This window comes from Nocardia grenadensis NBRC 108939 (genome assembly GCF_001613445.1).
Lineage (GTDB): Bacteria > Actinomycetota > Actinomycetes > Mycobacteriales > Mycobacteriaceae > Nocardia > Nocardia grenadensis.
Map to the genome: position 1 here is coordinate 23,893 of NZ_BDCJ01000028.1, position 24,443 is coordinate 48,335.

Annotated in this window: 21 protein-coding genes and 2 tRNA genes; 13 read left to right on the plus strand and 10 right to left on the minus strand. The window is 68.1% G+C overall.

The genetic code is table 11. The features are described 5' to 3' along the window. The first annotated feature begins 27 nt into the window (after positions 1-27). On the plus strand, positions 28-729 hold the full coding sequence (locus NGR01S_RS26125) for an IclR family transcriptional regulator (protein WP_063041366.1): 702 nt from the start codon (positions 28-30) through the stop codon (positions 727-729). Positions 730-763: 34 nt separating this feature from the next. Beyond that, the gene (locus NGR01S_RS26130) at positions 764-1,291 is read left to right on the plus strand and encodes a pyridoxamine 5'-phosphate oxidase family protein (protein ID WP_063041368.1); all 528 of its coding nucleotides are present in this window, start codon (positions 764-766) and stop codon (positions 1,289-1,291) included. A gap of 188 nt (positions 1,292-1,479) precedes the next feature. On the opposite strand, the gene NGR01S_RS26135 is transcribed toward NGR01S_RS26130, so the two are convergent. The 4 genes from NGR01S_RS26135 to NGR01S_RS26150 form a co-directional block, all read right to left on the minus strand. After that, positions 1,480-1,552, minus strand: a tRNA-Glu gene (locus NGR01S_RS26135). A 149-nt stretch (positions 1,553-1,701) separates the two neighbouring features. Continuing rightward, positions 1,702-1,773: transfer RNA gene (locus tag NGR01S_RS26140), tRNA-Gln, on the minus strand. A 211-nt stretch (positions 1,774-1,984) separates the two neighbouring features. Beyond that, the gene (gene gltX, locus NGR01S_RS26145; protein ID WP_063041370.1) at positions 1,985-3,460 is read right to left on the minus strand and encodes a glutamate--tRNA ligase; all 1,476 of its coding nucleotides are present in this window, start codon (positions 3,458-3,460) and stop codon (positions 1,985-1,987) included. A gap of 13 nt (positions 3,461-3,473) precedes the next feature. Beyond that, the gene (locus NGR01S_RS26150; RefSeq protein WP_063041372.1) at positions 3,474-4,235 is read right to left on the minus strand and encodes a fumarylacetoacetate hydrolase family protein; all 762 of its coding nucleotides are present in this window, start codon (positions 4,233-4,235) and stop codon (positions 3,474-3,476) included. A gap of 186 nt (positions 4,236-4,421) precedes the next feature. Between NGR01S_RS26150 and NGR01S_RS26155 the strand changes: the two genes are divergently transcribed. Continuing rightward, positions 4,422-5,639 (plus strand): MFS transporter, encoded by a 1,218-nt coding sequence (locus NGR01S_RS26155; protein ID WP_218020831.1) that lies wholly within the window; start codon positions 4,422-4,424, stop codon positions 5,637-5,639. A gap of 232 nt (positions 5,640-5,871) precedes the next feature. Here NGR01S_RS26155 and NGR01S_RS26160 read toward each other — a convergent pair whose 3' ends face one another. The 4 genes from NGR01S_RS26160 to NGR01S_RS26175 all read right to left on the minus strand — a co-directional run bounded on the left by NGR01S_RS26160 (position 5,872) and on the right by NGR01S_RS26175 (position 10,179). Beyond that, complete coding sequence (locus NGR01S_RS26160; RefSeq protein WP_218020832.1) at positions 5,872-6,474, minus strand: Uma2 family endonuclease; 603 nt, start codon at positions 6,472-6,474, stop codon at positions 5,872-5,874. 106 nt (positions 6,475-6,580) lie between these two features. Further along, positions 6,581-7,588 (minus strand): 3-isopropylmalate dehydrogenase, encoded by a 1,008-nt coding sequence (locus NGR01S_RS26165; RefSeq protein ID WP_063041374.1) that lies wholly within the window; start codon positions 7,586-7,588, stop codon positions 6,581-6,583. A 183-nt stretch (positions 7,589-7,771) separates the two neighbouring features. Beyond that, positions 7,772-9,370 (minus strand): phosphoglycerate dehydrogenase, encoded by a 1,599-nt coding sequence (gene serA, locus NGR01S_RS26170; RefSeq protein WP_063041376.1) that lies wholly within the window; start codon positions 9,368-9,370, stop codon positions 7,772-7,774. Positions 9,371-9,975: 605 nt separating this feature from the next. Next, entirely contained in the window at positions 9,976-10,179 is a 204-nt protein-coding gene (locus NGR01S_RS26175) for a cold-shock protein (RefSeq protein WP_030521844.1), read from the minus strand. Between the two features lie 362 nt (positions 10,180-10,541). Here NGR01S_RS26175 and NGR01S_RS26180 point away from each other — a divergent pair, with 362 nt between their 5' ends. Both NGR01S_RS26180 and NGR01S_RS26185 read left to right on the plus strand, forming a co-directional pair. Next, positions 10,542-10,859: a hypothetical protein gene (locus tag NGR01S_RS26180; protein ID WP_063041378.1), complete on the plus strand. Its 318-nt coding sequence runs from the start codon at positions 10,542-10,544 to the stop codon at positions 10,857-10,859. 199 nt (positions 10,860-11,058) lie between these two features. Next, positions 11,059-11,430: a helix-turn-helix domain-containing protein gene (locus tag NGR01S_RS26185; RefSeq protein ID WP_084481723.1), complete on the plus strand. Its 372-nt coding sequence runs from the start codon at positions 11,059-11,061 to the stop codon at positions 11,428-11,430. A 68-nt stretch (positions 11,431-11,498) separates the two neighbouring features. Here the strand turns inward: NGR01S_RS26185 and NGR01S_RS26190 are convergent, their stop codons facing one another. Next, positions 11,499-12,104, minus strand: a complete 606-nt coding sequence (locus NGR01S_RS26190; RefSeq protein WP_063041380.1) for a ClpP family protease — start codon at positions 12,102-12,104, stop codon at positions 11,499-11,501. 175 nt (positions 12,105-12,279) lie between these two features. Continuing rightward, entirely contained in the window at positions 12,280-12,885 is a 606-nt protein-coding gene (locus tag NGR01S_RS26195; RefSeq protein WP_063041535.1) for a ClpP family protease, read from the minus strand. A gap of 233 nt (positions 12,886-13,118) precedes the next feature. Between NGR01S_RS26195 and urtA the strand changes: the two genes are divergently transcribed. Genes urtA through atzF form a run of 8 tightly spaced genes read left to right on the plus strand, consistent with a single transcriptional unit; the run spans position 13,119 to position 24,248 of the window. Then, the gene (urtA, locus tag NGR01S_RS26200) at positions 13,119-14,444 is read left to right on the plus strand and encodes an urea ABC transporter substrate-binding protein (RefSeq protein ID WP_084481724.1); all 1,326 of its coding nucleotides are present in this window, start codon (positions 13,119-13,121) and stop codon (positions 14,442-14,444) included. 4 nt (positions 14,445-14,448) lie between these two features. Then, positions 14,449-15,336 (plus strand): urea ABC transporter permease subunit UrtB, encoded by an 888-nt coding sequence (gene urtB / locus NGR01S_RS26205; RefSeq protein WP_063041382.1) that lies wholly within the window; start codon positions 14,449-14,451, stop codon positions 15,334-15,336. Beyond that, positions 15,333-16,451, plus strand: coding sequence for an urea ABC transporter permease subunit UrtC (gene urtC, locus NGR01S_RS26210; protein WP_063041384.1), 1,119 nt, complete (start codon positions 15,333-15,335; stop codon positions 16,449-16,451). The genes urtB and urtC overlap by 4 nt, the downstream gene beginning before the upstream one ends. Further along, positions 16,448-17,389: an urea ABC transporter ATP-binding protein UrtD gene (gene urtD, locus NGR01S_RS26215; RefSeq protein WP_084481725.1), complete on the plus strand. Its 942-nt coding sequence runs from the start codon at positions 16,448-16,450 to the stop codon at positions 17,387-17,389. Before urtC ends, urtD begins: the two co-directional genes overlap by 4 nt. Positions 17,390-17,394: 5 nt before the next feature. After that, positions 17,395-18,087: an urea ABC transporter ATP-binding subunit UrtE gene (gene urtE / locus NGR01S_RS26220; RefSeq protein ID WP_063041539.1), complete on the plus strand. Its 693-nt coding sequence runs from the start codon at positions 17,395-17,397 to the stop codon at positions 18,085-18,087. A 10-nt stretch (positions 18,088-18,097) separates the two neighbouring features. After that, positions 18,098-18,799 (plus strand): GntR family transcriptional regulator, encoded by a 702-nt coding sequence (locus tag NGR01S_RS26225; protein WP_281179805.1) that lies wholly within the window; start codon positions 18,098-18,100, stop codon positions 18,797-18,799. A 50-nt stretch (positions 18,800-18,849) separates the two neighbouring features. Beyond that, the gene (gene uca / locus NGR01S_RS26230; RefSeq protein WP_245664787.1) at positions 18,850-22,509 is read left to right on the plus strand and encodes an urea carboxylase; all 3,660 of its coding nucleotides are present in this window, start codon (positions 18,850-18,852) and stop codon (positions 22,507-22,509) included. Continuing rightward, positions 22,506-24,248, plus strand: coding sequence for an allophanate hydrolase (gene atzF / locus NGR01S_RS26235; protein ID WP_084481726.1), 1,743 nt, complete (start codon positions 22,506-22,508; stop codon positions 24,246-24,248). The genes uca and atzF overlap by 4 nt, the downstream gene beginning before the upstream one ends. Positions 24,249-24,443 lie beyond the last annotated feature (195 nt).

Here is a 24,443-nt window from a genome sequence, read left to right on the forward strand (position 1 = left end):
CAGAATGCAGGACGCTAATATCGTTGTATGAGACAGCATAGCGGTATCGGCGTCCTGGACAAAGCGGTGACAGTGTTGTATGCGGTCGCCGAACGACCCTGCGGTCTCAACGAGCTGTGCGAGCGCACCGGCCTGCCCCGCGCGACCGCGCACCGGCTCGCGGTCGGCCTGGAAACCCACCGGCTGCTCGCCCGGGACGGCAACGGCTCCTGGCGCCCCGGCCCCGCCCTCGCCGAACTCGCCGCCGGCGCCGCCGACCCGCTGCTCGAGGCCGCGGGCTCGATTCTGCCCCGGCTGCGCGAGATCACCGGCGAAAGTGTGCAGCTGTACTGCCGGGAGGGCAACGAACGGGTCTGCGTCGCCGCCCTCGAACCCCCCGCCGGGCTTCGCGATACCGTACCGATCGGCTCCCGCCTCCCGCTCACCGCGGGATCCGCCGCCAAGGTACTGGTGGCCTGGGCCGATCCCGACCTGCAGCGCACCGTCCTCGGTGACGCCATGTTCACCGAGCGCACCCTCGCGGAGGTCCGCAAACGCGGCTGGGCCCAGAGCGCCGGTGAGCGCGCGTCCGGGGTGGCCAGCGTTTCGGCGCCGGTACGCGATCAGCAGGGCGCGGTGGTCGCCGCGGTCTCGGTATCGGGCCCGATCGATCGAATGGGCCGCCGGCCGGGGGCTCGCTGGGCGGCGGACCTGGTGGCGGCCGCCGATGCGCTGCACCGCCGACTCTGAGCGGCGGGCAGCTGCCGTCACTTATGGTGGCCTGATGGGAGTGAACCAACGGTCGCAGATCGTGATGACCGATACCGAGATCACCGATTTCCTCACCCGCAGTCGCGTCGCCACCCTGGCCAGCCTGGGTGCGGACGGTAAACCGCACCTCACCGCCATGTGGTACGCGCTGATCACCGATCCGGAGCGGCCCGACGCGATACCCGAACTGTGGTTCGAGACCAAGGGCAAATCCCAGAAGGCCGTCAACCTACGCCGCAACCCCACGGTCACCTGCATGATCGAGGCCGGGCAAACCTACGACACCCTGCGCGGAGTCTCCCTCGAGGGCCGCGCCGAGGTCATCGACGACCCGGAGAAACTGTTCGCCGTCGGTGTCAGCGTCTGGGAACGCTACACCGGCCCGTATACCGACAATATGCGCGAGTACGTCGAGGGCATGCTGAACAAACGCGTCGCGGTCCGCGTCGTCCCCGATCGCATCCGCAGCTGGGACCACCGCAAACTGGGTCTGCCCGCCATGCCCCTGGGCGGCTCCACCGCCAACGCCCTGGACGACTGATCGACCTCCGGGTGCTGTCGGCCCGGCAGCACCCGGCACCCATTCCGGCCGCTACCGGCCCGAAGGCGGGTGTCGGACGCATCCCGCCGCCGAGCCCGCCTGGGCGGGGTGCGAGGGTTACACCCCCGCAAAACATCGCGAATCAGCAAAGGCCCATGCTCTCTGTGAGCATGGGCCTCGCAACTGAGTAGCCCCGACGGGATTTGAACCCGCGCTACCGCCTTGAGAGGGCGGCGTCCTAGGCCGCTAGACGACGGGGCCAGGACTTATGACCAACTCCTGGCTGGAGTGGATCGCGGATCTTTCGATCCGAAGCTCGATCAGCGTAACCGACCGGGCGGCGGCGACCAAATCGCCTGGATAACTCGTTCCGTACCGCATCTGGACGATGAAGCTGAGAGCGATCTCCGCTGGGGTACCAGGACTCGAACCTAGAATGGCTGAACCAGAATCAGCTGTGTTGCCAATTACACCATACCCCAATGACCTGGACTTTCGGCTGCACCGCTGGCTGCGGTGGCACCGTCGTTCCGGCCGAGAAAGAGAGTACCAAACCGTTCCGGGGAAACTACAAATCGCCTGGTCACGCCGCCACATCGAGTGTGTAACGGTGCTGCGGCGTGCCGCCCGGCCGCGGGTGGCGGATGGACGGACGCCGTCCTGGGTGGCGCGAGGACGGCGTCGCACCGCCGCTCACTCGGCCGGCGGCGTCCATTCGCGGCCCCCGCACAGTCGCTGCATGGTGAGCTCGCGACCCAGCAGTTCCATGGATTCGTACAGCGGCGGACTGATATGCGATCCGGTGACCGATACCCGCACCGGCGCGAATGCCTTCCGCGGTTTCAATTCCATTCCGTCGATGAGCGCGACTTTCAGGGCGTCCTCGATCGCGGATGCGGTCCAGGCGGTCAGTGGTTCGAGTGCGGAAATTGCGGCATCCAATACCGGAACGGCGTCCGGACCCAAATTCTTCTTGCCCGCGGCGGGGTCGATACCGAACTCGTCGGACGGCGCGAAGAGGAATCGCAACAGACCCCATGCGTCGTCGAGCACGACAATGCGCGTTTGCACCAGATCGGCGGCAGCGGCGAAAACCTTCTCGTCTATTCCGGCACCGATATATCCGCGGTCCGTGAAAAAAGTGCGCAACCGTCCGGCAAAATCGCCCGGATCCAGCAAACGGATGTGCTCGGCATTGATCGCGTCGGCCTTCTTCTGATCGAAGCGGGCCGGGTTCGAATTCACTTTCGATATATCGAAGGCCGCGACCATCTCGTTCATGGAGAAGACATCGCGGTCGTCGGCGATGCTCCAGCCGAGGAGCGCGAGGTAATTGAGGAGCCCCTCCGGAATGAATCCCCGGTCGCGGTGGAGGAAGAGGTCGGACTCCGGGTCGCGTTTGGACAGCTTCTTATTCCCCTGCCCCATCACGAACGGCAGATGACCGAATTCGGGAGTGAAATCGGCGACCCCGATCCGCTGCAGCGCGGCATAGAGCGCGAGCTGGCGCGGCGTGGAGGAGAGCAGATCTTCGCCGCGCAGGACGTGAGTTATCCGCATGGTGGCATCGTCGACCGGGTTGACCAGCGTATAGAGCGGATCGCCGGTGCCGCGGGTGAGAGCGTAATCCGGCACCGAACCGGCTTTGAAGGTGGTTTCTCCGCGTACCAGATCGTGCCAGGTGAGATCGGCATCGGGCATCCGCAGCCGCACCACCGCGCCTCGGCCGGCGGCCTTGTATTCGGCGATCTGCTCGGCCGTGAGATCGCGGTCGAAATTGTCGTAGCCGAGTTTCGGATCACGACCGGCCGCCCGGTGACGCGCCTCGACTTCCTCTGGCGTGGAAAAGGATTCGTACGCCTCACCGGCATCGAGGAGTTTCCGCACCACGTCGCGATGGATTTCGCGCCGCTGCGACTGCCGGTAGGGTTCGTAGGGCCCACCGATTTCCGGGCCTTCGTCCCAATCGAGTCCGAGCCAGCGCAACGCGTCCAACAGTGCCTGATAGGACTCTTCGGAATCCCGTGCGGCATCGGTGTCTTCGATACGGAAGACGAACGCGCCGCCCTGATGGCGGGCATAGGCCCAGTTGAACAGCGCGGTGCGGATGAGCCCGACATGCGGTGTCCCGGTGGGCGACGGGCAGAAACGGACCCGTACGTTTGTCATGTCCCTCTTTCGTTCAGCGTTTTGCGGCAACGGGATTGGTCAGCGTGCCGATACCGGAGACGGTGACCGAGACCGTTTGACCGTCTTTCATCGGACCGACACCCTCGGGAGTTCCGGTGAGGATCACGTCACCGGGGAGCAGGGTCATCACACGGGTGACCCATTCGATGATATCCGGAATATCATGCAGGAGTAGCGATGTGGTACTACGTTGGCGTACTTCACCGTCGAGTTCGGTGGTGATCTCGAGGTCCGCCGGATCGAGTTCGGTTTCGATCCAGGGGCCCAGCGGGCAGAAAGTGTCGTAACCCTTGGCCCGGGTCCACTGGCCGTCCTGGGCCTGCTGGTCGCGGGCGGTCACATCGTTGGCGACGGTATAGCCCAGGATGACGTCCTTGGCCCGGGCCGCGGGAACGTCCTTGCAGGGCCGCCCGATGACCACGGCGAGTTCGCCCTCGAAGTCGACGCGGGACGAACTGGGCGGCACAATGATCGGAATGTCGGGGCCGATGATGGACGTATTCGGTTTCATGAAGATCACCGGTTCGGCCGGCGCCTCACCACCCATCTCGGCGGCATGGGAGGCGTAGTTCTTACCGACGCAGATCACCTTGCTGGCCAGGATCGGGGCGAGCAGCCTGATATCGGCCAGTGGCCAGCTCCGGCCGGTGAACGTCGGGGTACCGAACGGGTGTTCGGCGATTTCCTTGGCGGTTTCGCCTTCGATGGCGACGAACGCGACCCCGTCGGGGCTGGCAACTCGACCTAGACGCATGACGGAAGTCTATCCAGCCGGGTCCACCAGCCCGAATGCGCCCGACCGGTCGGTCCGCCCGATGGTGAGAACCGCACCACTACTTGCGAGATCCCCACCTCCGGGGTGTACCGTGGCCGTCGTAAATTCAAAGATTGAGAATTGATTCTCATATATTGAGATACGCTCGCTCCGAGATGGGGAACCATGGCGCACAGTCCCTCGGCGGCCTTCCCGATCGCCGCGTCCGGCAGACAGATCTCTCCCACCCACCGCTGGCTCATGCTCGGCTTCGGGGTCTTCGCCCAGGTGTCCAGCGCGATCTTCGTGCACGGGGTACCGTTCCTGCTCCCCGCGCTGACCGCCGGCGGTATGCCGCTGCCCACCGCCGGCCTGCTGGTGGCCATGCCCACGGTCGGCCTGTGCTGCACCCTCATCGCCTGGGGTTACCTGGTCGACCGGGTCGGCGAACGGATCGCCTTGGTCGCCGGGCCGGTGATCATGTGCGCGGCCGGGGCGGCCGCCGCCTTCACCACCAGCTATCCCGCCCTCGGAGTACTGCTGTTCCTCGGTGGGATCGGCGCCGCCAGCACCAACGGCGCCAGCGGCCGGGTGATCGTCGGCTGGTTCCCGCCCGACCGGCGCGGCCTCGCCATGGGAATCCGGCAGACCGGCCAGCCGCTGGGCGTCGGAATCGCGGCGATGTCGGTGCCACTGGTCGCCGACCGGATCGGGGTCGCGCCCGCGCTGAGCGTGCCCGCGCTACTGGCCGGACTGGCCGCCGTGTGCTGCCTGCTGGGCATCGTCGACCCGCCCCGGCCGCCCCGAGCCCAGGCGACCGGCGCCAACCCCTACCGGGGTAGCAGCACACTGTGGCGGATCCACGGCGTATCGATCCTGCTGGTCGTGCCTCAGGCCACCGTCTGGACCTTCGCGCTGCTGTGGCTGCACCGCGACCTCGGCTGGTCGCTGGCGGCGGCCGGCGCGCTGGTCACCTTCACCCAGATCCTGGGCGCGCTGGGCCGGATCGGCGCCGGCGCCTGGTCGGACCGGGTCGGCAGCCGGATGGGCCCGCTGCGCCAGGTCGCGATCGCCGCGGTCGCCACTATGGCCCTGCTGGCGCTGACCTCCTGGACCCACTGGTGGTGGGCCGCCGTCCCACTGCTCGTCGTCGCCTCGGTGGTCACGGTCTCCGATAACGGCTTGGCCTTCACCGCCATCGCCGAGCGCGCCGGGCCGTTCTGGAGCGGTCGCGGCCTGGGCATCCAGAACACCGGCCAGAACCTGACCGTCGCCGCGGTGCCGCCGGTATTCGGCGCGCTCATCACCGCGACCGGTTTCCCGGCGGTCTACCTGGCGGCAGCGGCCTTGGCGGCGGTGGCGATCCCGCTGGTCCCGGTGGCGTCGGAAAAGCCCCTCGAATAATCAGGAGCCGAATCCGTTACCGTCGCCCTCGGTCCTACCGACCGACCAACGAATTACCGGCCGACTCTCGATGAGTACAGCCGAGTCGTTCGCGCGGACCGGGTTCCGTTCGCCGGTCCCTATCCCACCCTTCTGATCCCCGCAGGCGTGAGCGAGCGCGCACCACCACACGCTCGTCGTATCGGCGATGTATCCGGCGGCCCGGCCGGGTCGGACGAGCGGATCGAACTCGTCAGATCTCGATGAGCACCGCCGGATCGAGCGCCACGCGAATTCTCGCGTCGGCCTCGATCTCGGCGATGAACTCTGCGCCTTCCGCGACCGGCGGGTCCCACCGATAGGAGGCACCATCGAGGGTGCCTCGATGAATCCGTATATGCGGCTGATGTTCGACGAGCCAGTACTCCGCAATTCCCAACGCCGCGTACTCGCGGACCTTGCGCACTCGGTCGGTGCGTTCACTGCCACTACCCGGTGACACCACCTCGACGGCCAACAGAATGTCGGTACCCGGGATCAGTTTCGGCGATTCGTCGACAATCGCGGCTCGCGCCACTGCTTTCGGCACGACGAACACATCGGGCTTACGGACACCCGACGGCGTACTGACCTCCCACTCGCCGCCGTCACAGACGAATACGTCGGCGCATTCCGCGGCGGTCCGGATTCGGCCGGCCAGCGACCACCCGATGAAGTTGTGCCGCGCCCCCGCTGCCACCTCGACCAACCATCCGTCTTCGAGTTCGAAACCCTTGCCGTCCTCCGGCAGATCGTAGAGATCCAGCACTGTGTACGGGCCGAAGCCGACCTCACTGGTGGCGTGCCACGCGGTCATGCTGCCTCCAAGTGCTCGGGCCGTCTATCGGGGATACGCCCAGGTATCCCCGATGGTATCGGACACGCAACCCGATTTCGCGCACGGAAATCCGGGACCCTCGAGGTCAGAGGGCGGAAACGATCCGATCGCCGATCTCGGTGGTCGACGCGGTGCCGGTGCGGCCGGACAGATCCTTGGCGACCGCGTCCTGGATACGGGCGGCGGCAGCGGTCTCGCCCTTGTGCTCGAGCAGCAGCGAGACCGAGAGGATGGCGGCGGTCGGGTCGGCCTTGGACTGGCCGGCGATATCGGGGGCGCTGCCGTGCACGGGTTCGAACATGCTCGGGTTGGTGCCGGTGGCGTCGATATTGCCGCTGGCGGCCAGGCCGATACCGCCGCTGACGGCGGCGGCGAGGTCGGTGATGATATCGCCGAACAGGTTGTCGGTGACGATCACGTCGAAGCGGCCCGGATCGTTGACCATGTGGATGGTGGCGGCGTCGATGTGCTGGTAGGCCACCTCGACATCACCGAATTCCGCGCCGACCTCGTCCACCGTGCGCTGCCACAGCGAACCGGCGAAGGCGAGCACGTTCGTCTTGTGCACCAGGGTGAGATGCTTGCGCCGGGCCTGCGCCTTGGCGAAGGCGTAGCGGACCACGCGCTCGACACCGAACCGGGTATTGGTGCTGACCTCGGTGGCGACCTCGTGCGGCGTATCCACCCGGATCGCGCCGCCGGTGCCGGTGTACGGACCCTCGGTACCCTCCCGGACCACCACGAAGTCGATATCCGGGGTGCCCGCCAGCGGGCTGCCGACGCCCGGGTACAGCTTGGAGGGGCGCAGGTTCACATGGTGATCGAGCGCGAACCGGGTGCGCAGCAGCAGACCGCGTTCCAGGATGCCGCTGGGTACGGACGGGTCGCCGATGGCGCCGAGCAGGATCGCGTCGTGCTGTTTCAGTTCCGGCAGCACCGATTCGGGCAGGATCTCCCCGGTGGCGTGGTAACGCTTGGCGCCCAGGTCGTAGTGGGTCCGTTCGACTCCGGGCAGCACCACATCGAGCACTTTCAGCGCCTCGGCGACGACTTCCGGTCCGATACCGTCACCAGGGATCACGGCGAGTTTCATGACAACCACGCTTTCTACGAACGAGGCCGCGAACTCCAGCGGGACGCGGCTGCCGGGCCGGGTAGGTCTGTCACCGGGACGGTGGCCGGGTGCGGCCCGCCCCGGACCGCGTGGCCCGGGGCGGGTGCGTACCCCGCGGCGCACGCCGCCCACCGGCCCGGGCGGCGGCGTGCACGGAACAGCTCAGAACAGGTCGACCAGGGCGACCTTGGCGGCACCGACCGCGGCGGCGATATCGGAACGCACCGCTTCGGGCACCTCCTTGTTGACCCGCAGCACGACGGTGGCGCCTTCCTTGTTGGCGTCCTGGGTGAGCTGCGCGGCGAGGATATCGACCTCGGCGGCGCCCAGCGCGGTGCCGACCTTGCCCAGCGCGCCCGGCTTGTCCTCGTAGTTGAGGACGGCCAGGTTGATGCCCTCGGCGCGCATATCGTAGTTGCGGCCGTTGATGTTGACGATCTTCTCGACCTGCTGCGGCTCGGTCAGCGTGCCCGCGACATTGACGGTGCGGCCGTCACCGAATACGGCGCGCAGATCCACCAGGCTGCGGTGGCTGGGGCTCTCGCTCACAGTGGTCACCTCGGCGCTGATCCCGCGGGCCTCGGCCAGGGCCGGGGCGTTGACGAAGGTGACCTGATCGTCGACGTGCGCGGAGAACACCCCGCGCAGTGCCGCGAGCTGCAGCACCTCGACCTGGGAGGCGGCCAGTTCGCCACGCACCTGCACCTCGAGGCTCACCGGCAGTTCGTCGGCGAGCGCGCCGAGCAGGGCGCCCTGTTTACGAACCAGGTCCAGCCACGGCGCGACCTCGTCGCCGACCACGCCGCCGGTGACATTGACCGCGCCGGGTACGAACTCGCCGGCCAGGGCCAGCAGCACGGACTTGGCGACATCGGTGCCGGCCCGATCCTGAGCCTCGCTGGTGGAGGCGCCCAGATGCGGGGTGACCACGACCTGGGGCAGGTCGAACAGCGGGCTGTCGGTGCAGGGCTCGGTCTCGTAGACATCGATACCGGCGGCCCGGACATGTCCGGAGGTGATCGCCTCGGCGAGCGCGGCCTCGTCCACCAGGCCGCCGCGCGCGGCGTTCACGATGATGACGCCCTTCTTGGTCTTGGCGAGCGCGTCCTTGCCGAGCAGACCCTTGGTCTCCGGGGTCTTCGGCAGGTGGACGGAGATGAGGTCGGCCCGTTCGAGCACCTCGTCGAGGCTCAGCAGTTCGATGCCGAGCTGGGCGGCGCGCGCCGGGGAGACGTAGGGGTCGTAGGCGACGATCTTGGTTTCGAAGGCGGCAAGGCGGGCCGCGAACAGCTGTCCGATCCGGCCCAGGCCGATCACACCGACGGTTTTGCCGAAGATCTCCACGCCGTTGAAGCTGCTGCGCTTCCACGTGCGCTCGCGCAGGGTGGCGTCGGCGGCCGGGATCTGGCGGGCCGCGCTCAGCAGCAGGGTGACGGCATGCTCGGCCGCGGTGTGGATATTGGAGGTGGGCGCGTTGACGACCATCACGCCGCGTTCGGTGGCGGCGGGGACATCGACATTGTCCAGGCCGACTCCGGCCCGGGCGACGATCTGCAGGTTCTTGCCGGCTTCGAGGACTTCGGCGTCGACGGTGGTCGCGGAGCGGACGAGCAGCGCATCGGCCTCGGGCACCGCGGCCAGCAGCGCGGGCCGATCGGGGCCGTCGACCCAGCGGACCTCGACACCGTCACCGAGCGCGTCGACGGTCGACTGGGCGAGCTTGTCGGCGATCAGAACTACAGGACGGCCTGCTTGGCTCACAGTGGGGTACTCCTGGATGTGGGGACGGCCAGTTGACGGGGCCAAGCTTAGTTCGGACCGATCCGGCCATGTCCCACCCCCTGCTATAGGTATCGACCGACCTGCGCGTACGCGGTCGCGTGGGTGGGCCGGATCACGCACCGGAGCGTCGCTCACCCGGGCGGGAGCCGTGGCTGTACAGGTGCGGGGCGCATTCTCCCGGGCCGCGGGGCGGCCGCCACGGATTCGAATACCGCCGCGCATACACCGGCTCGGTCCGCGGACCGGTTCCGAATCCGCCGAGCCGGATCGGGAGTAGAGGAAAAGCATTCGGGGTGGCGTTCGGCCGAAATCCGCGCAGTCCGAATATCGGGCTTCGAACCGGGAAATTCGAATTGCCGGATTTTCACATCGGGCGGCCACGGACGCTCGCTCGATAATTCGGTTCGGCACACCTGGACCGACCAGCAAAACGACGACCGGCGAACCAGGACCTCACTCGTGCCGAGCCGACAGGGAATTTTCATACCCGGCGGTCGGCTTTCGGCCGAGGCCGCGAATTCCCCCGGAAACGGAGCGAGGCCCCGTACCTTCCGGTACGGGGCCTCGCTGCTTCGTCACACCACTCAGATGGCGCGGACGTCCTGAGCCTGCGGACCCTTCTGGCCCTGCCCGATCTCGAACTCCACGCGCTGACCCTCTTCGAGGGTACGGAAACCGCTTCCCGACACTGCCGAGTAATGCACGAAGACGTCAGGTCCGCCCCCGTCTTGCGCGATAAAGCCGAAGCCCTTCTCGCTGTTGAACCACTTCACGCTGCCTTGAGCCATGTTACTTACTTCATACTTTCTGTTGCGAGCCAGACGGACCACGGTCGATCCGCCTGATCTCTCTGACAACGATGCCATGTCCGGGAAAGTTCCTCCACTTCGAAAATTTTCCATCGCGAGGAAGGACGCAGCGCCAGGAGACCGGCGTCACGCTCCGACGGGGCGGTCCGCCGCACGGATGACCCGCTCACCGCCCGGTCGAAGCAGGACCCCGGGATTCCCCGTAGTACCCGGGGATGATTTCTCGATCGGATCCGCGGAAGGTCTGTGACTTTCGCGACCATTGCGCGAGGGTGAAGGTTCAACGTCTTCCGGCCGGCCACTCCGGCTGTGCCGCAGGACACAGCACGAGAGGATTCGACGTGTTCCGCACGAACCGAGTATCCGCGACCCGCCGGGCCACCGCCCGGCTCGCCGTCGCGGGTGCCATCACCCTGGTCCCGCTGGCCGGCCTCGCGGCGCCCGCGATGGCCGACCCGGCGGCCCCGGCCCCGGGCTACACCCAGGTGGATCGCGACCGCCACGGTGACCGCGACCGCCACTGGGACCGCGACCGCGACCGCCATCGGGATCGCGATCGCGACGACCACTGGAACCACGACCGGCACCGGGACCGCGGCTGGCAGGACCCGGCGGGCTGGGTCCGCCATCTGCTGCGCGGCCTCTTCGGCAGCAGCTGATCGGTATGCGGGCCCGCGTGCGCGGGCCCGCATACCCGACCGAATCCGGCAGGATCCCGGCGCCCGATGCCGGTACCGCGCCGCGGGATCAGCTTTCTTCGCGAGCACAACTCCGCACATCGACCCCCTGAGCCTGCCCGGATGTACGCCCATAGCGTAATCCGCCCGTACCGGCGGACCCGGGTTCTAGGCTCTGTCCATGACCGAGCCCCGCAGACTCCAGGCGATTCCCGGTGGACGCGCCGAACGTCCGCCCCGGCAGCCGGCGGACCGGCCCGAGCCGCTGTGGCGCGAGGTCCTCGGCGGCCGACTTCGTATGCTGCGCAACGACAAACGCGAAACGCTCGCGGAAACCGCCGAGCGCGCGGGCATTTCACCGCAGTACCTCTCCGAGGTGGAACGCGGCCGCAAGGAACCCTCCAGCGAGATGATCGCCGCGCTGGCGGGCGCTCTGGGCACCTCCCTCGGCGCGCTCACCGAGCAGGTGGCCGACGAGCTGCGGACCCGGCGTCTCCCCGTGGCGCCCCGGCGGCCGGGCACCGCACCGACCGCGCTGCTCCGAGCGGCCTGACCGGTCGGCGTCCGCACCCTCCCCGGTCGCCGCTCACCGGCGGGATACGTGACCGCCGTGGTCGCCGCTCACCGGGCGGGAGCCGGACTCCGCGGCGTCAGCATCGAATCGACCAGCCCGTAGTCGACCGCGGCCGCCGCGGTGAACACCCGGTCGCGGTCGGTGTCGTGCCGTAGTTGCTCCGGGGTGCGCCCGGTGTGCCGGGACAGGATCGTTTCGATCTCCGCCCGCATACGCACGAGTTCGTCGGCTTGCAGGATGAGGTCGGGAATCGCTCCCTGGCCGCGGGCCGCGGGCTGGTGCAGCACCACCCGGGCGTGCGGGAGCATCGCCCGGTGGCCGGGGGCGCCCCCGGCGAGCAGCACGGCGCCGACCGCGATGGCCTGGCCGACGCAGGTGGTGTGTACCGGGGCGCCGATGTGTTGGATGGTGTCGTATACCGCCAGCATCGACGACAGATCGCCGCCTTCACAGTTGATGTAGAAGTCGATCTCCTGGCCCGGACTCTCCGATTCCAGGTGCAGCAGCTGCGCGATGAGCGCGTTGGCGACCCCGGAATCGATCGGGGTGCCGAGGTAGACGATGCGTTCGGCGAGTAGGTGCGAATAGATATCGGTGATCCGTTCGCCCCGCGGATGCTGGGCGATCACATTGGGGATCGTGTAGGTGCTCATCGGGGTCTCCCTGTATTCGGTGCGGCTGTCGTCGGCTCTCGTCGCGCCCGGTGCTGCCGGGTCCTGCTCTCCCGGTCACGCACTCCGGGGCTCGGCCCGCTCGTGCTGCGCCGGATGGGCGCGCGCACGCTCCGTCGCTGTGATCACGCCCGCGGCCTGCGCCGGACACGGCCGCTCATGCGGAGATCCCGACCCGTCGGCGCTGTGGGACGACCTGCGCGAAATCGCCGACGATATGGTCGATGAAGCCGTATTCCTTCGCCTGGGTCGCACTGAACCAGCGGTCGTGCAGGGAATCCTCGTAGACCCGTTCGTAGGGCTGCCCGGTATCCGCGGAGATCAGGCCGAGCACGGTTTCCACCGTGTAGCGCAGATCGTCGGCCTGCACCTCCACGTCCACCGCGGACCCACCGATACCGGCCGACCCCTGGTGCATCAGGACCCGGGCGTGCGGCAGCGCGAAACGTCTACCCGGCGTCCCCGAGGAGAGCAGGAACTGGCCCGCGCTACAGGCCAAGCCGAGGGCGAGGGTGGATACCGGGCTCGGGATCAGCCGCATGACATCGCGGATGGCCAGCATCGCCGGTACCGACCCGCCGGGCGAATGGATCCACAGCGAGATACCGGCCTCGCCGTCCTCGGCGGCGAGGGTGAGCAGCTGGGTCGCCAGCAGGGTGCCGTTGTCGTCGTCGAGCGGGCCGTCGAGAACCAGGATGCGGCGGGCCAGGAGCTGTTCGCGGGCACGCCAGCCGAACAGCGGGGATTTGTCGTCGTAAGCCATGGTCATCACGCTGCCGGAGCGGGCCCGCGAGCGGGAGTGCGCGCTGCCGTGGGCAGATCTGCTCTCGGCAGCGCCGCCCGGGATCATCGGCCGATCGATACTCGAGCTTCACGCTGCGATACGTGGGCGAAACACAGCCTCCCTACCGTAATTCTTCGTATACGCCGCTGTATACAACGCCGAATACATGCTGGTCAGCGGGCTGACCTTTCCTGAGTGGAGGCCGAACGGTCATGAATGCAGCCAGAACCGAAACCCCCGGACAACCCAGGAAAGGTGCGGTATCCCGCGACACCCGCAACCGTCGGCAGCGCCGGCGCGCTCGGAATCTTCTCGCGCTGCCGGCCGCGGTGTGCGTGACCGCGCTGGCGGTCACCGCCTGCGGTAGCTCCGCCTCCGATCAAGCCGGCGCGAACGCGACCTCCTGTGTCGACACCGCGGGCCCGAATATCAAGGTCGGCTCACTGAACTCGCTGTCGGGGACCATGGCGATCTCCGAGGTCACCGTGCGGGATTCGATCAGGCTCGCCGTCGACGAGATCAATGCCGCCGGCGGCGTGCTGGGCAAGCAGATTCAGCTGGTCGGCGAGGACGGCGCCTCCGAGCCCACGGTGTTCGCGGAGAAAGCGGAGAAGCTGATCAGCAGCGACTGCGTGGCCGCGGTATTCGGCGGCTGGACCTCGTCGAGCCGCAAGGCCATGCTGCCGGTGTTCGAGGACCGCAACGCGCTGCTGTACTACCCGGTCCAATACGAGGGCCTGGAATCGTCGGAGAATATCTTCTACACCGGCGCCACCACCAACCAGCAGATCGTGCCCGCCCTGGACTATCTGAAGGGCCGCGGCGTGAAATCGCTCTACCTGGTCGGTAGCGATTACGTCTTCCCGCAGACCGCCAACCGCATCATCAAGGCCTACGCCGAGGCCAACGGTATCGAGATCAAGGGCGAGGACTACACGCCGCTCGGCTCCACCGATTTCTCCACCATCGTCAACAAGGTCCGCTCGGCGGACGCCGACGCTGTGTTCAACACCCTCAACGGCGATTCCAATGTCGCGTTCTTCCGCGAGTACAAGAACGTCGGCCTGACCGCGCAGGATATGCCGGTGGTCTCGGTGTCCATCGCCGAGGAGGAGGTCGGCGGTATCGGTGTGCAGAACATCGCCGGTCAGCTGACCGCCTGGAACTACTACCAGACCGTCGACAACCCGCAGAACACCGCGTTCGTCAAGGCGTACAAGGCGAAATACGGCGCGAACAAGCCGACCTCCGACCCCATGGAGGCCGCCTACGTCTCGGTGTACCTGTGGAAGAACACCGTGGAGAAGGCGCAGTCCTTCGCGGTCGCCGAGGTGCAGCAGGCCGCGGGCGGGGTCACCTTCGAAGGGCCCGAGGGTCTGGTGACCATCGACGGCGAGAACAACCACATCACCAAAACCGCCCGGATCGGCGAAATCCGTCCCGACGGCCTGATCTACAGCGTCTGGGATTCCGGTGCGGCCGTCGAACCCGATCCATACCTGGCCGGCTACTCGTGGGCCGAGGGACTCGGGGGCTGATCTCGTGGAAGCACTGGTCGGGCAGCTGTTCACCGGCTTGAGCCTGGGCTCCATCCTGCTGCTGGCGGCCCTGGGGCTTTCGCTGACCTTCGGTCAGATGGGCGTGATCAATATGGCCCACGGCGCGTTCATCATGGCCGGCTCCTACACCGCCTACACGGTGCAGGAGTACCTGGTGGCGAACGCCGAGGTCTCGCTGATCGTCTCGCTGCTCATCGGATTCGGAGTCGGCGGTCTCATGGGTGTCGCCCTCGAGGTGACGCTGATCAAGCGGATGTACGACAGACCACTGGACACCCTGCTGGTGACCTTCGGCGTCGGTTTGATCCTGCAGCAGGCGGCCCGGGACATCTTCGGCGCGCCCGCGGTTCGCGTGGTGACCCCGGAATGGCTCGGTGGCGGGGTGGAGATCCTGGGCGCGGTGGTGCCCAGGACCCGGATCTTCATCATGCTGCTCGCGGTGCTGTGCGTTACGGCTGTCGCGGTGACGATGAAATACACCGCGATGGGCCGGCGCATCCGGGCCGTGGTGCAGCATCGTGATCTCGCCGAAACCAGCGGGATCTCCAGCCGCGGCACCGATATCACGACGTTCTTCATCGGGTCCGGGCTCGCCGGGGTGGCGGGTGTGGCGCTGACGCTGATCGGCTCCACCAGTTCCAATACCGGCACCACCTATCTGGTGGACGCCTTCCTGGTGGTCGTCATCGGCGGTCTCGGGCAGATCCGCGGCGCGGTCCTGGCCGCGGTGGCGCTCGGACTGTTGAATTCGTTCATCGAATACAGCACCACGGCCTCGGTCGCGAAGGTGATCGTATTCGTCGTCATCGTGGTCTTTCTGCAGGTCCGCCCACAAGGATTGTTCACGATCCGGTCGAGGAGTCTGGTATGAGGGAATTCCTGACCACCCGCTGGAAGGTCTATTCGGGCTTCGCGGTCGCCGCCGTGCTGCTGTTCGCGGTGGCGCCCGCGGTGCTCTCGGACTTCCGGCTCAACCTGCTCGGCAAGTTCCTGTGCTTCGGCATCGTCGCGGTGGGTATCGGATTGGCGTGGGGCCGGGGTGGCATGCTCACACTCGGACAGGGCGTGTTCTTCGGCCTCGGCGCTTACATCATGGCGATGCATCTCAAGATCTCCGACGCGCAGCTGCGCGGTGACGATGTTCCGGATTTCATGCAGATCGCCGGTATTCGTGAGCTACCCGGTTATTGGGTGCCGTTCGCCTCGCCGGTACTGACGGTCCTCGGCATTCTGATCGTGCCGCCGCTGGTCGCGGTGCTGCTGGGACTGGGCGTATTCAAACGCAAGGTCAAGGGCGCCTATTTCGCGATCCTGTCGCAGGCGCTGGCCGCGGCCTTCGCCATCCTGCTGGTGGGTCAGCAGTCCACCGGCGGCAGCAACGGTCTCAACCGGTTCCGCAGTTTCTTCGGGCTGGCGCTCAACGACCCGGTGAACCGGCGGCTGCTGTTCTTCATCGCGGCCGCCACCCTGCTGGTGATCGTCGCGGCGACCCGGCAGCTGATGTGCAGCCGGTACGGCGAACTGCTGGTCGCGGTGCGTGATCAGGAGGAGCGCGTGCGCTTCCTCGGCTACGACCCGGCCAATGTGAAGGTGGTCGCCTACGCGGTGGCGGCGCTGTTCGCCGGGATCGCCGGCGCGCTGTTCGTGCCGATCGTCGGGATCATCTCCCCCGCCGATATCGGGATCGTGCCCTCCATCGCGTTCCTGACCGGTGTCGCCATCGGCGGACGCACCACCCTGCTCGGCCCGGTACTCGGCGCGATCGCGGTGGCCTGGGCCCAGACCGGCCTGTCGGAGAACTTCCCCTCCGGCTGGGTGTACGCGCAGGGCATCCTCTTCATCGTTGTGGTCGGTTTCTTCCCGGCCGGTCTGGCGGGCCTGGTGACCCTGCTGCGGCGGAAACGCCGTGGCCACGAGCAGGAGGATCCGCCGCCCACTCCGATACCGGATCCCGCACCCGCTACCCCGGTAGGAGTGTCATCATGACCGAGACAACCGCCGTGAAAGCTCCGGTGACCGGCGGAAACGCCGGTATGCACAGCGATTACCTCGAGGTCCGCGGGCTGAGCGTCGAATTCGACGGGTTCAAGGCGGTGTCGAATGTGGACCTGACGCTCTTCCAGGGTGATCTCCGTTTCCTCATCGGCCCCAACGGCGCCGGGAAGACGACCATGATCGACGCGATCACCGGTCTGGTCCCGGCCACCGGGTCGGTGCAGAAATCCGGGGTCGAGCTGCTCGGCAAGAAGGTGCACCGGATCGCCCGGCTGGGCGTGGGCCGCACCTTCCAGACCGCGAGCGTATTCGAGGAACTGTCGGTATTGCAGAACCTCGATATCGCCGCGGGCGCCGGACGATCGCTGTGGACCATGCTGCGGCGCCGGCCGGCCGCGGCCTCCGCGTCGATCGAACAAGCTCTGGAGACCATCGGTCTCACCGCGCTGCGCGACCGACCCGCCGGGACGCTCGCCCACGGCCAGAAACAGTGGCTCGAGATCGGCATGCTCCTGGTACAGGATGCCTCGGTACTGCTTCTGGACGAACCGGTCGCCGGGATGAGCCAGGAGGAACGGGAAGAAACCGGGAACCTGCTGCGCCGCATCGGCGGCGAACGCACGGTCGTGGTGGTCGAACACGATATGGACTTCATGCGCAGTTTCGCCACCTCGGTGACGGTGCTGGCTCGCGGCGCGGTCCTCGCCGAGGGAACGGTGGCCGAGGTGCAGGCCGATCCGGCCGTCCAAGAGGCGTATCTGGGAACTGCGGCGGCCGCCGAGCAGGACGGCGTGGGCGAACCGGATCCGGCGGCCGCGGCACGACGTGACCACGCCGGGGCATCGCCCGCGTCGAACGGTCACCGCGGGGCGATCACCTCCCGTGACCGCGCGGGCTCGCCGCGTATCGCCGACGAGAACGAAGGGTGACCGCGATGCTGGAACTCATCGATGTTCATGCTGGTTACGGCCGCACCGAGGTCGTGCACGGGGCCGGGATCGAGGTACCGGCCGACGGTGTGGCCGCAATTATGGGCCACAACGGCGCCGGTAAAACCACCCTGTTGCGCGCGGCGGTCGGTCTGGTGCGTACCCACCGGGGCAGGATCCAATTCGACGGGGCCGATATCACCGGGTTGCGGCCGAGCGCCCGGGTCAAACGCGGACTGGCCTATGTCCCGCAGGGACAGCAGTGCTTCGGTCATCTCACCACCGCCGAGAACCTGCGAGTGGTGGCGGACGGCCGCAAACGCGGCCGGGCACTGATCGACGAACAGCTGGATCTGTTCCCCGCGTTGAAGGAGTTGCTCGACCGCCGGGCCGGGCTGCTCTCCGGTGGGCAGCGCCAGCAGCTGGCGATCGCGCGGGCATTGATCACCGCACCGCGCATGCTGATCCTCGACGAACCCACCGAGGGCATCCAGCCGTCGGTGGTCGCCGAGATCGAGAACACCATCACCGAACTGGTGACCCGCGGCGGGCTCGGGGTGCTGCTGGTGGAACAGCACATCGGTTTCGCGCTGCGGGCCGCGAGCCGGTACTACGTGCTGGAGAGCGGCCGGGTCACCTCTACCGGGGAGGGCGGTGCCGGAGCAGTGGAAACCGTTCGCGCCGCCATGACTCTCTAGGCTGCGCGTCGTGATCGAACCACGAGGTAAACGCGAATCACGCAGCGATGCCGTGTACAAGTCGCTGCGCGACGAACTCATGTCCGGTGTGCTGGGGTCGGAGGAACGGCTCGGCGAGGAACGGCTGGCCGAACGCTACGGTGTCTCGCGCACTCCGGTCCGCGAGGCGCTGGCCCGGTTGCAGGCCGACGGTCTGGTGGAGCGCCACGACGCCGGACTGTTCCCCTACCGGCCGCGCCTGGACACCCTGGGCGACTACTACGAGCTGCGGATCACCCTGGAGGTGCAGGGCATCGCCCGCGTCCTCGACGATCCGGAGCTCGGCCACGACCGGGCCGTCCTCGGGCCCGAGATCGACCGCTGGCGCGCCTTCCGTACCGCGCCCCCGGACCCGGATGCCGGTTTCGTGGCCGCCGACGAACAGTTCCACACCGTCCTGCTCGACTCCTCCGGCAACCACGCCCTCACCGATGCCCTGAAAACCGTGAACGCCCGGATACGCCCTGTCCGGATGTTCGACTACCTGACCCCCGACCGCATGCTCGCGACCATCGAGGAACACATCGCCATCGGCGAGGCCGTCCTCGACCGTGATATCACCGGCGCCCGCGCGCAGCTCCTCGCCCATATCGACCAGTCCCGCCGCGTGGTGGCCGACCGCGCCGGTCAGGTGCTCCAGCTGACCCGGATGGCCCGCGCTACCAAGACCTGATATTCCCGGCTACTCCGGTAGCCGCACTGTCCACGCCGAGAGGATCGACCGTGACCGAGACCGCCCCGCAGTTGTATACACCGCTGCATACGCCGCTGCCCGAATGCCTGCTGATCGCCAACCGCGGTGAGATCGCCTGCCGCATCCTGCGCACCGCCCGGCGGCTGGGGATCGAGACGGTCGCGGTGTTCTCCGACGCCGACGAGGGTGCGCGGCATGTGCGGATGGCCGATCGCGCGGTCCGGCTCGGCCCCGCCCCGGCCGCCGAGTCGTATCTGCGGGCGGACGCGGTGATCGAGGCGGCATTGTCCACCGGCGCCACCGCCGTCCACCCCGGCTACGGGTTCCTTTCCGAGAACGCGGGTTTCGCGGCGGAAGTGGAGGCCGCAGGGATCGCGTTCGTGGGGCCGGCCGCCGAGCACCTGCGGCTGTTCGGCGACAAGCACAGTGCCCGCCGGGCCGCGTCGGCGGCGGGTGTGCCACTGGTCGCCGGGAGCGGTCTGCTCACCGGGCTCGACGAAGCACTGGCGGAGGCCGAGCGGATCGGATACCCGGTGATGCTCAAGGCGGCCGGGGGCGGCGGCGGTATCGGGATGGCCGCATGCGCGGGGCCCCGCGAACTCACCGACGCCTACCTGCGGGTGATCCGCCTGGCACAGAACAACTTCGGCTCCTCCGCGGTGTACCTGGAACGGTTCGTCGCCCGCGCCCGCCATGTGGAGGTACAGATCTTCGGTGACGGCCGCGGTCGGGCCGTCTCCCTGGGCACCCGCGACTGTAGTCTGCAGCGGCGCAACCAGAAGGTCATCGAGGAGGCACCCGCCCCCGGTCTCCCGTATACCGTGAGCGAACAACTCCTCGAGTCGAGCCGGAAACTGCTCGGTGACGTCGGTTATCGTTCCGCCGGGACGGTCGAGTTCATCTACGACGTCGACCGCGGGGAGGCCTCGTTCCTCGAGGTGAACACCCGGTTGCAGGTGGAGCATCCGGTCACCGAGGCCGTGACCGGTGTGGACATCGTCGAGTGGATGCTGCGCCTGGCCGGTGGTGACGCCGCGTTCCTCGACGAGATCCCCGATTCCGGCCCGCCGATCACCGGATACGCGGTGGAGGCACGCGTCTATGCCGAGGACCCCGGCAATGACTACCGGCCCGGCGCGGGCACCCTCACCGGTGTGGAGATCCCCGCCGCGGCGGCCCGGGTAGAGACCTGGGTCGAGACCGGTACCGAGATCAGCCCCTATTACGACCCGCTGATCGCCAAGATCATCACCACCGGGGAGAGCCGCCCCGAGGCCCTGCACCGTCTACGCGCCGCACTCGACGAGACCCGCATGTTCGGTATCACCACCAACCTGCCGCAGCTGCGTGCCGCCGCCACCAGTTCCCCCATGCTCGACGCCCGGCACACCACCGCGACCCTCGGCAGCCTGGCCACGATCCGCCCCCGCCTGGAGATCCTGCGCGCCGGTGTCTCCACCACCATCCAGGACTTCCCCGGCCGCCTCGGACTCTGGAATGTCGGTATCCCGCCGTCGGGCGCCTTCGACGATCTGTCCTTCCAGCTCGCCAACCACGCAGTCGGGAACTCGCTGGGCGAGAACGGACTGGAGGCCACGCTGCTGGGTCCGCGGATCCGTTGCACCGACACCACCGTCGTCTGCGTGACCGGCGCCGAAGCCCCCGTCACCGTGGACGATCGGCCGGTCCCCATGTGGGAGCCGGTCACCGTCCCCGCCGGTTCGGTCCTCGATATCGGCGCGCCCCACGACACCGGCCTGCGCACCTACCTCGCCGTCCGCGGCGGCATCCTCGCCCCCGACTATCACGGCAGCGCCGCGACCTTCACCCTCGGCGGGTTCGGCGGTATCACCGGCCGCGCCGTGGCAGGAGGCGATATCCTCGGCCTCAAACCCGACGCCGGCGGCCTGTTGGAGCCCACGCCGATCCCGGCCGGCGAACGCCCCGAATTCGGCCACATCTGGTACGTCGGTGTCGGCGAGGGGCCCCAGCCCGCCCCCGACTACTTCACCCCCGCCGATATCGACCAGTTCTACGACGCCACCTGGCAGGTACAGGCCCACGCCAACCGCACCGGTCTGCGCCTGGCCGGCCCCAAACCGACCTGGTCGCGGACCGACGGCGGCGACGCCGGCCTGCACCCCTCGAATCTGCACGACTGCCCGTACAGCGTCGGTGCGCTCAATCTCTCCGGTGACACCCCGATCCTGCTCGGCCCGGACGGTCCCAGCCTGGGCGGTTTCGCCTGCCCGCTCACCGTGATCTCCGCGCACCGCTGGAAACTCGGCCAGATGCGCCCCGGCGACCGAGTGCGTTTCGTCCCGGTCGCCGACGACCGCACCGGAGCTTTCCGCTCCGCGCCGGCCCTGCGCGGCCGGAGCCTTCCCACTCCCGAACTCCTCGGTTCCCGGGAGCGGGACAGCGGCGTCCTGGGCCGCCGCGACGCCGGAAGCGGCACGCCCGAGGTGAGATACCTGCGCGGCGGCGACGACAATGTGCTGATCGAGTACGGCCCGAGGGAACTCGATCTCGGGCTGCGGATGCGGGTACACGCCCTGAGCGAACGCCTCGAACAGGCGTCCATCCCCGGCCTGATCGATATCACCCCCGGGGTGCGCTCCTTGCACCTGCACTTCGACCCGGATGTCATCGATCAGCGTACGGTGGTCCGGCTGCTCGGTGAATTCGAGGACGATATCCCCGATACCGCCGATCTGCGGGTCCCGAGCCGCCATATCGAACTCCCACTGTCCTTCGACGACCCCACCATCGGGCAGGCCATCGAACGCTACGGTCGCGGTGTCCGCGCCGAAGCCCCCTGGCTGCCGTCCAATATCGAGTTCATCCGCCGGATCAACGGGCTGGACAGTATCGACGAGGTGCGCGATATCGTCTTCGACGCCCAGTACATGGTGCTCGGTCTCGGCGACGTCTACCTCGGCGCGCCGCTGGCCGTCCCGCTCGACCCCCGCCACCGTCTGGTGACCACCAAATACAACCCCGCCCGCACCTGGACCCCGTCCGACGCGGTGGGTATCGGCGGCAAGTACCTCTGCGTCTACGGTATGGAATCCCCCGGCGGCTACCAACTCGTCGGCCGCACCGTCCCGATCTGGTCGGGGTACCGCCAGCGGGCTCCCTTCGAGATCGGCAAGCCGTGGCTGTTCCGATTCTTCGACCGGATCAGCTGGTATCCGGTCGCGGCCGGGGAACTGCTGGACCTGCGCGCCGATATGGCGGCGGGCCGTTACGAGATGCGCACGAGCATCGGGGAATTTGCCATGGCCGACCATCTCGAGTTCCTGCGTGAAAACGCGACCGATATCGCCGCCACCGAGAAACACCGGCAGGCCGCGTTCACCGCCGAACGGCAGCGCTGGGAAGCCAGCGGCGAACTGAGCGACCGGGCCGATCTCGCCGTCGAACCCGAACCCGCCGAGAATCTCGACCTACCCGCGGGCGCCCATATCGCGGCGGCGCCCATGATGGCCAATGTCTGGCGGGTCGAGGTGGCCGCGGGCGAGTACGTCGAGGCCGGCACCACCCTGCTCGTGCTGGAGGCCATGAAGATGGAGCTGCCCGTGGTCGCGGAGGTCTCCGGCACCGTGCACACGATCACGGTCGCGGCAGGCGACCAGGTCACCACCGGCGCCCCTCTGGTCGCCATCGATACCGAAGGAGCGGCATGACAATGGAGCAACTACCGCTGGCGGAACCGGCGATGGATACGCCGGTGCGCGTCACCGACAAGGTCGCCCGTGCCTACCGGATGATCCGCGAACACGATCGCCCCGAAATCTGGATCACATTGCGCACCGAGGCCGAGGTCGCGACCGAGGCCGCCGCGCTCGATACCCGGCTCGCGCGGGGCGAGCGGTTGCCGCTGGCCGGGATGCTGCTCGCGGTCAAGGACAATATCGACGTCGCCGGAATACCCACCACCTGCGCCTGCCCGGGTTTCGGTAGGACGCCGCAGCACACTGCTCCCGCTGTGGCCCGGCTGATCGATAAGGGCGCGCTCGTCGTCGGCAAGACCAATCTCGACCAGTTCGCCACCGGGCTGGTGGGTACCCGCAGCCCGTACGGCGCGGTCCGCAACGCCCTGTTCCCCGACCGTGTCTCCGGCGGCAGCAGCTCCGGCTCGGCCGTCGCCGTCGCACTCGGCATGGTCGACGCGGCACTGGGCACCGATACCGCGGGGTCGGGCCGGGTACCGGCCGCGCTCAACGGGGTCGTGGGCATCAAACCGACCCTCGGGCTGGTCTCCACCACCGGTGTCGCCCCGGCCTGCCCCGACTACGACGCGGTCACCGTTTTCGCCCGCGATCTGGCGCTCGCCACCGAGGTGACCGCCGCCATGATCGGCCCCGACCCCGCCGACCCCCGTTCCCGCACCTGGCCGACCGACACTCCCCTGGGCACGCCCGCCCCGACCACCCTCGCGGTCCCCGACGACCACAACCTGACCGCCCTCTCCCCCGCCTACCGTGCCGCCTTCGACGCCACCGTCGCGCGCTGGCGGGCCGGCGGCGGGGAGGTCGCCACGGTCGATATCGGCGAACTGCTCGATGCCGCGACACTCCTCTACGACGGTGCCATCGTGGCCCAGCGCTACGCCGCGATGGGCGAAGTCCTCGCCGGGGAACCGGAGGGCGCCGATCCGGTGGTCGCGCGGATCGTCGCGGGCGCGGCGCGGCCCGCCGCCCACGAATACGTCACCGACCTCGGCCGTCTCGCTGTCGCGGCCGCCGCCGCGCGCCGGCTGTTCGCCGAATACCCCGCCCTGCTCCTGCCCACCACCACCGAGCATCCGACCCTCGCCGCGGTCACCGCCGAACCGGTGGCGATCAACAGCCGGATGGGCACCTTCACCAATTTCTGCAACCTTCTCGACCTGGCCGCGGTCGCGGTACCGGGCGAGGAGACCGCGACGGGCGATCCGTTCGGCGTCATGCTGGTTACTCCGGCGTTCGCCGACCAGGTGGGCATCGATCTGGCCGCCCGGCTGCTGGACACGCCCGCCCCGCTGCTCACCGGGACCGGCACCGACCTCCTGGTCGTCGGCGCCCATCTGCGCGGCCTGCCCCTACATCACCAGTTGGAACAGGCGAAGGCGCGGTTCCTCGGCGAGGTGGTCACCTCGGCGGCGTACCGCATGGTCGCACTGCCCGCCGAACCACCCAAACCCGGCATGCTCCGGGTCGGTGCGGACGCCGGCCGGGCGCTGCCCGGCGAACTGTACCGGCTCTCCCCGGCGGCCCTGGGCACCTTCCTGAGCGATCTGCCGGCGCCGATGACACTGGGAAAGGTGGAACTGGACGACGGACGCTGGGTCACCGGCTTCGCCTGCGACTACGAATCCGCCCGCGACGCAACGGATATCACCGAATACGGAGGGTGGCGCAACTACTTGAACAACAGTCGTTGACACTCTCCGCCCGAGACCCCGTGCGGCCCGTCCAACCGCACGGCGCCACCCGGCCGTTCCCGATGAGGGTTGCAGGGCAGCCTGCGAAGCAGGAACGGCCGGGTGGCCATCGGCCACCCGGTATCCGAAACGAATGCGAGTCACCTCACCGCCGGTACGATGACCTGCAGGGCTCCGCTCGCCGCACGTAATGCC